General features: G+C 54.4%; 8 protein-coding genes and 1 pseudogene. 3 read left to right on the top strand and 6 right to left on the bottom strand.

Translation table 11 applies throughout. The annotated features are described in order from the left end of the window. The first annotated feature begins 125 nt into the window (after positions 1-125). Complete coding sequence (locus tag NQU42_RS07995; RefSeq protein WP_296610505.1) at positions 126-1,340, top strand: anion transporter; 1,215 nt, start codon at positions 126-128, stop codon at positions 1,338-1,340. A gap of 17 nt (positions 1,341-1,357) precedes the next feature. On the opposite strand, the gene NQU42_RS07990 is transcribed toward NQU42_RS07995, so the two are convergent. From NQU42_RS07990 to NQU42_RS07970, 5 genes are all read right to left on the bottom strand, one after another. After that, positions 1,358-1,600 (bottom strand): pro-sigmaK processing inhibitor BofA family protein, encoded by a 243-nt coding sequence (locus tag NQU42_RS07990; RefSeq protein WP_296610504.1) that lies wholly within the window; start codon positions 1,598-1,600, stop codon positions 1,358-1,360. Positions 1,601-1,697: 97 nt separating this feature from the next. Beyond that, complete coding sequence (locus NQU42_RS07985; protein WP_296610502.1) at positions 1,698-2,402, bottom strand: MBL fold metallo-hydrolase; 705 nt, start codon at positions 2,400-2,402, stop codon at positions 1,698-1,700. Between the two features lie 140 nt (positions 2,403-2,542). Continuing rightward, positions 2,543-3,094, bottom strand: coding sequence for a hypothetical protein (locus tag NQU42_RS07980; RefSeq protein ID WP_296610500.1), 552 nt, complete (start codon positions 3,092-3,094; stop codon positions 2,543-2,545). Continuing rightward, complete coding sequence (locus NQU42_RS07975) at positions 3,051-3,461, bottom strand: N-acetyltransferase (RefSeq protein ID WP_366070311.1); 411 nt, start codon at positions 3,459-3,461, stop codon at positions 3,051-3,053. The genes NQU42_RS07980 and NQU42_RS07975 overlap by 44 nt, the downstream gene beginning before the upstream one ends. Before the next feature lie 25 nt (positions 3,462-3,486). Further along, complete coding sequence (locus NQU42_RS07970) at positions 3,487-3,870, bottom strand: DUF2111 domain-containing protein (RefSeq protein ID WP_296610497.1); 384 nt, start codon at positions 3,868-3,870, stop codon at positions 3,487-3,489. A 512-nt stretch (positions 3,871-4,382) separates the two neighbouring features. Here NQU42_RS07970 and NQU42_RS07965 point away from each other — a divergent pair. Together NQU42_RS07965 and NQU42_RS08380 are read left to right on the top strand one after the other, a co-directional pair. Further along, positions 4,383-5,288, top strand: a pseudogene (locus NQU42_RS07965) (DJ-1/PfpI family protein); the annotation flags it as partial. 69 nt (positions 5,289-5,357) lie between these two features. Beyond that, complete coding sequence (locus NQU42_RS08380) at positions 5,358-5,546, top strand: rubredoxin (protein ID WP_366070314.1); 189 nt, start codon at positions 5,358-5,360, stop codon at positions 5,544-5,546. Between the two features lie 37 nt (positions 5,547-5,583). Here NQU42_RS08380 and tmk read toward each other — a convergent pair whose 3' ends face one another. Beyond that, the gene (gene tmk / locus NQU42_RS07960) at positions 5,584-6,183 is read right to left on the bottom strand and encodes a dTMP kinase (RefSeq protein ID WP_296610494.1); all 600 of its coding nucleotides are present in this window, start codon (positions 6,181-6,183) and stop codon (positions 5,584-5,586) included. Positions 6,184-6,423: the final 240 nt, after the last annotated feature.

The following is a 6,423-nucleotide window of genomic DNA, read 5'->3' as shown; positions in this document are numbered from 1 at the left end:
GGACTCTACAGCGCACCTGCTGGAGTAAAGGATATATAGCATGAGACACGCAGAGGTGAGTTCTGTCCAGAACTTCGCTGGCTCAGGATGATCCACAGTTGATCTCACCATTGATTCTGATTCTAGTGCTCGTACTCATAGCGTTCAGGCAGGTCGGCGGGCTCAGTCTGAAGATATGGCAGATAATGACAGGGGGAGCAATTGCAGTTGTCGCGCTAGGCGAGCTATCCCCTGTGGATGCCATAAGATCGATCAACGTCGACGTCATGGTGTTTCTCGCAGGCATGTTCATAGTAGGGGAGGCGATGCGCCAGAGCGGCTATCTCTTCCATCTCACAAACAGGCTCTTCGGCAGGGCAGACAGCACAGATAAGCTTATCGTAGTACTGCTTTTCGGGATGGGCATGCTCTCCGCGTTTCTCATGAACGACACCATAGCGATAATAGGCACCCCCGTGGTGCTTTACCTCTCCAGACTCCACAGAGTCTCGCCAAAGCTCATGCTTCTCTCGCTGGCATTCGCGGTGACGATAGGAAGCGCGATGAGCCCGATCGGGAACCCGCAGAACCTGCTCATAGCTATCGACGGCGGTCTTGAGAACCCATTTGCAGACTTCTTCGGCAATCTCTTCATACCGACATGCATCAACCTCTTCATCGTATATCTTCTGATGAAGGCCTTTTACAGGAACGAGTTCCGGAGGCTGGCTCTGATACATGCGAATGATGCAATCAGGGATGAGCATCTCGCGCGATTGTGCAGGATCTCTCTCGCTGTGATAGTAATTCTCATACTGCTGAAGATGGGAGCCGTGATCTGGGGTGCTGGAGAATCGTTCAGGCTGACATACATCGCGGTGGCAGCAGCTCTCCCGATCCTCCTGAGCAACCGCAGGTCGGAGATACTTAAGGGAATCGACTGGGAGACGCTGATATTCTTCGCATCGATGTTCGTTCTCATGGAGGCCGTGTGGAGGTCTGGCTTCATCCAGGGGTCGCTGGATCTAGACAGCAATGAAATCGCATCCATACCCATGGTCCTCGGGCTGAGCGTCACACTGAGCCAGCTGGTCTCGAATGTGCCCTTCGTCGCCCTGTACCTGCCGGTGCTCAATCAGATCGGAGCGACCGCACAGGCTATGGTTGCGCTGGCTGCTGGCAGCACCATAGCTGGCAACCTCTCGATACTTGGAGCCGCGAGCAACGTCATAATCATTCAGAACGCAGAGAAGGACGGAGCCACGATAACATTCATGGAGTTCGTGAAAGTGGGGATTCCGCTCACAGCAGCGAACCTGGCGGTTTACTGGCTATTCCTGGAGATCCAGCCCGCTCTGTGAGAAGTGTAGAGAGACTTTCAGAACGCCCATCCCATGATGTGAAGCGCTATCACCATCAGGGCGCCGAGCGCTCCGCCAAACGCGCATATCAGGACAACAGGCCAGTCGTACCCTATGCCGAGACCCGCAGCTGCATTCGCCAGGTACAGGACGAAGAGGCCTATAAGCGCGTTGACAACAAACGTCCTTAGAGACTTCATTATCACGGTCAGGCCGATCAGGACTGCAATCAGCAGCAGTAGCATGCCGAGCTCGATCACATCACCCTCTCCACGTGCGAACTTTTACACTCATAGGTCTTAACCATTTTGAGCAGAGCGAGAGAAGCCAGCTGCTCTTCCTGATATAGCAGGCGCTTCATCTCTTCTGGAAAGTGCTGTGAGGCTGGCCGTATCTTTTGAGGTACGACTCGATGTACCTTCTCGCCTTCTCCCCCTTATAGACTCCTGCATGCCCCTCGCAGAGCACTTCGATATTCAGCGATAGCAGCTTTGCCATCGACTCCCTCCACTTCGCCAGATCCGAGCCCCATTTCGGGGAGAACGGCCCGTGAATGTCCTGGCCGAAAAGTACCCTGCCATCCTGTGTGTCGATGAAGGGCGATATGGATCCTGGAGTGTGGCCTGGCGTGTGGATCATGTGGAAATCGAGATCTCCTATGCGGATCACCTCATGATCCCCCTTCAGGGATACATCGACCTTCGTCGGCGTGTATTCAACGCCGTAGAGGTCTGCGGCAGTGAGATCATCATGCACCTCCTCTATGCCCCGCCGGTCCAGCTCATGCGCAATGACCTTCGGCCCGTAGAGGTTCACAATCGGCGCTATACCCCCGATGTGATCGATGTGGCAGTGTGTAGCTATGATGTACTTTATGCAGTACGGCTCGTATCCCGCAGACTGGACGTTTCTCAGGATGTTATCCACACTCCTCCCGAGTCCAGCATCTATAAGAGCAAGATCATCACCACAGTCAACAAGATATACGCAGCAGTCGTCGCCGCCTGAGATGCCAGGGCCTCCAACCGCATATACCCTGTCGCACACGTTCCTGTATCGCATGAGAACATCTTGTGTGAGCGGGTACTTAACCGGATCGGATGATGGCGGAGAGGCCCTCAGCCGAGATGGGTCGGCAGATTGTGCGCGAGGTCTGGCTTGCATCGCCGAAAATATTGAACCTGCATAGGAGACGCTGATCTCTACAGCACCCGTATCGATCTGAAGAGATCGATGCTGCGGTTGCCCCATACCGTGGAGCGGGCGACGATTATCTCACACCCCCAGCCGTCGTCGCCATCAGGGCTGAAGCATATCAGGCGCATCTTCGGATAGTAGAGATCTGTCGCATTTATGAGAACTCCTTCATGGCCATCCACCTCAAAATCACCATGCTCTGTGCTCCATCCCCTGGGGAGAAGATGCTCGGCAAACGGAATCATCCTCTCCACGCTCACGTTCATCTCTCGATCAAGCCTGTGAAGCTCCAGAATGACATCATTCGCATGTCCGATGGTGGTGGAGTAGACTGTGCAATTGAAAGACTCATGCATCTCCTCGATCTCCCCACGGGTCACAACATACGGATCCGGCACGCAGCTCATGTCGATGTAAATACTCAATGGCCCAAGGGTGACAGTCTCTGCGCCCGCATCACAGCAGAACATGCTCAAAATCACGCATACAAGAAACATACACGCAGCCAGCATATCACACCTCCTTCCAGAGCCTGACGGCATCCTTACCGTAACCATAGTAGTTCCTGAGCACCTCCCCATCGACATATCCAGCTTTTCGGTAGAGGTTCAGCGCAGCTGTGTTCGAGATCGCAGTCTCGAGCCTGAACCGCTTCGCACCAGCTGCCTTCATATCCCTCTCGATGGCATCAAGCAGCGCTGATCCCACTCCCTTCCGTCTGTGATCAGGATGCACATCGAGCGTATATATCACGCCTGTCCTGCCGCTTAGATACCCTACCACAAAGCCCATGATCTCCTCGTTATCACATGCGACAATGGCTGTCGCATTTCTCAAAAGAAATGAGAAGAGGCCTCTTGTGAAGAGAATTTCCTCTGGAAAGCAGAGCCTCTCTATCTCCACGATCCTGTCGAGATCATCCATGCAGGCTCTGCGGATCCGCATTTCTTCAGGGCTTCCTGTGCTCCGAGACCTGTCTCACGACATCCACGTACGCTCCGAAGATCTCGGGTATGTCAATCGTGCCAACAACATCGACAACGCCGACAGCAGCAATGACACGATCTCCGAGCCTGATCGGCGCGACAGATACCGGAATTCCCTTGAAGGCGCCGCTGGAGGGTATCGTTCTCACAGCCCTTCCGGATCTGAGAACATCCTCCAGGACAGGGCCTGTGTAGTCGTCATCCACCACCCTGCCCCTCTCCACCCTCACCCCCCTGGCTCCGGCGCTTCTCATGGTGACGGGAAGATTCAGTATCTCGTTTATGGCGATTGCGATGGGGGCCAGCTCCTCGGCCCCTGAGTTTTCTGATATCTCTATCCTGAGCATAAAAATTTCTATTGTGCTGCATGAAGATAAGCGTTGCTTATGGCAGGTGATACGACAGCCCATATCTCGTTCAAACGCCAAAGGCATAACTGCCTCTCTGTTATACCAGCTGCTGACATATCCTCAAGCGCTACCATGAAAGCATGAGATGATGGGTTAACCTCCTGTGTCGGGCTTTTCTGGACAAAACTGACCTTGAAGCTTTCATCCTTTTGGCACGCCTCTGCTTGTCGCATGCGGGGTTTTCATCCCTTTGCCACGCATCCTCGCCTGCGGCACATGACATGCATCTGAAAACAGGCCGTAAACCGCACCACCTGGAGAAGATGCAAAAATCCAAAAAGTATATGTATCTTGATCTCCCCAAGAGAAGCAGGCAGTAGCTCTGTTCTCTCAGGTAGGCCGCAGTGCTGAGGCGGCTGTGACTCTGTATGCTCTGAATAATTCCCTGAGAGAGCATTACGACGCGATCGAATACGTGAAGCTGCGACATTCGCTGATTCGAATCGTGGATGACTGCCCATTCAGGAGGACCTCTCATGAGATATGTTCTTCTATGTCTGGCCGTCATGGCAGCTCTTACCGTATCTGCATCTGGAGAGATGTCAGGTACAGAATCATGCTGGATGTGCCCGGTATGCGATACAGTTTATCCACTCGATATCAGCGTGACGGGCGGAGCTCAGTACTATCAGACGACCCTGGGGAGCGTAATAAGCCTGGATCCGAATAACCCAGAGTGGTACCGTCCGACATGCTATTACACGCTCGGGATCCTGACGTTCGCCGGAAACTTCGTGCTCGTTCCATGCACCGATCTCACAGAAGACGAGACTGAATACGAGACAGATGGGCCCGCTCCCGTTCAGACGCTGAACACATCTCAGCTGCTGGACTCGCACGTGCCGAGCGATACAACTGGGCTTTACAATCTCAGCGGCAGCATCCTGATGGTTGTTGCTCCTAAAAACTACCAGGAGAGGGAGCTGAACATCCCGAAGGAGGCCTTCGAGAAGAGGGGGCTGGATGTGGATGTAGCATCGAAGGGCGCCGCCACCGCCACCTCCATGGGAGGTGAGAGCGTGGCGATAGATGTGGACATCAGAAATGCGGATCTTTCAAAGTACAGAGCAGTCGTCTTCGTCGGTGGAATCGGCATAGATGAGCTGAAGCTCCATCAGGACAGCGATTATGTGAACCTGGCCAGAAGAGCATATGACAGGGGAATGATCGTGGCAGCGATCTGTCTGGCTCCGAACATACTCGCGAGCGCAGGGCTGCTGACGAACAGAAATGCGACATGTGCGGACAGCACGTATCTGATCCAGAAGAATGTGAACTACACAGACGAGCCGGTTGTCAGAGATGGAGCGATAATTACGGGCAGGGACCCCGATTCGTCTGAGGAGTTCGCGGAGGCCATCATATCGGCCCTCTCGGAGGAGTCCCAGTACACGACAGGAGGGGTTGAGGAGCGGAGCGGCGCGCTGACGCTTGTAGGTACAGGCGCATCAGAATCTCCAAAATACAGATGCACGGTCTGCGGCTACGAGTACGATCCAGCGGTCGGAGATCCGAGTCAGGGGATCCAGCCAGGGACGCCGTTCGATGAGCTTCCCGCAGACTGGAAGTGCCCGCAGTGTGGCGCTGCAAAAGATAGATTCGTGCGCTCCTGATGCGCTACAGACGCTCTGGCGGGGAGGCAAAAGCGGATTAACGGCCCCTCCGCCGGATGAGCCTCTCGATCTCATAGGCTGCATGCTCCGCCACCTCTGCGAGCTCCCGTTCCGCATCAATTACGACGAACCTCTCAGGTTCCCTCGAAGCAATGATATCGAAGTTTTTGGAGACCTCTCTCAGAATGGCCTCCCTCTCGAAGATCGAGGTCGCGCCGCGATTCGTGCATCTCTCCAGGGCCACCGAGGGATCTATCCGGAAGAGCAGAGTCATATCAGGCATCAGCGACCATGGCCTGTGCAGATCGTATATCCAATCGATAGAGATCGTTTCCCTGAGAAGAGCGCCCTGGTAAGCTGCGCGCGAGTCCATGTATCTGTCGGATACCACGACTTCGCCACGGTTGATGGCCGGGATTATGCATGAGCGAAGGTGTTTCGCATGATCTGCCATGAATAAAAAGAGCTGCTCGAGCGGCTCCTCTGTGCTCCTGGCCAGTTTCCCAAAGGAGCCATCAGTCGGCTCTCTGGTGAAAACAAAATCCGGAAACCTCTTCTGGAGCACCCCTGCTACGGTCGTCTTTCCAGCGCCATCGATCCCCTCCAGGGTGATAAGAAGACCTCGCTCTGCCCGCATGATCTGAATCTCGTGGAGACGCTGATGTGTTTCCGGATGTTTTACCGAGACGATCCAGAATTGCGGAACCAACGACTCCGTAACGCCTCTTCTTCCGGGTCCATCAATGAGCCTGAGGTGTCTGGTACACTTTCGTCACTCCTCCGGCTGTGCTGATCCCATCATACCATCAGCCTCTGTCCCTATAAGCCCTGTGCAGAGACACTGTCCATCGACCCAGTGGCACATCGGGTTCTGCTC

Source organism: Methanothrix sp. (assembly GCF_024518575.1).
Taxonomy (GTDB): domain Archaea; phylum Halobacteriota; class Methanosarcinia; order Methanotrichales; family Methanotrichaceae; genus Methanothrix_B.
This window is presented reverse-complemented; position numbering and strand designations above follow the sequence as displayed.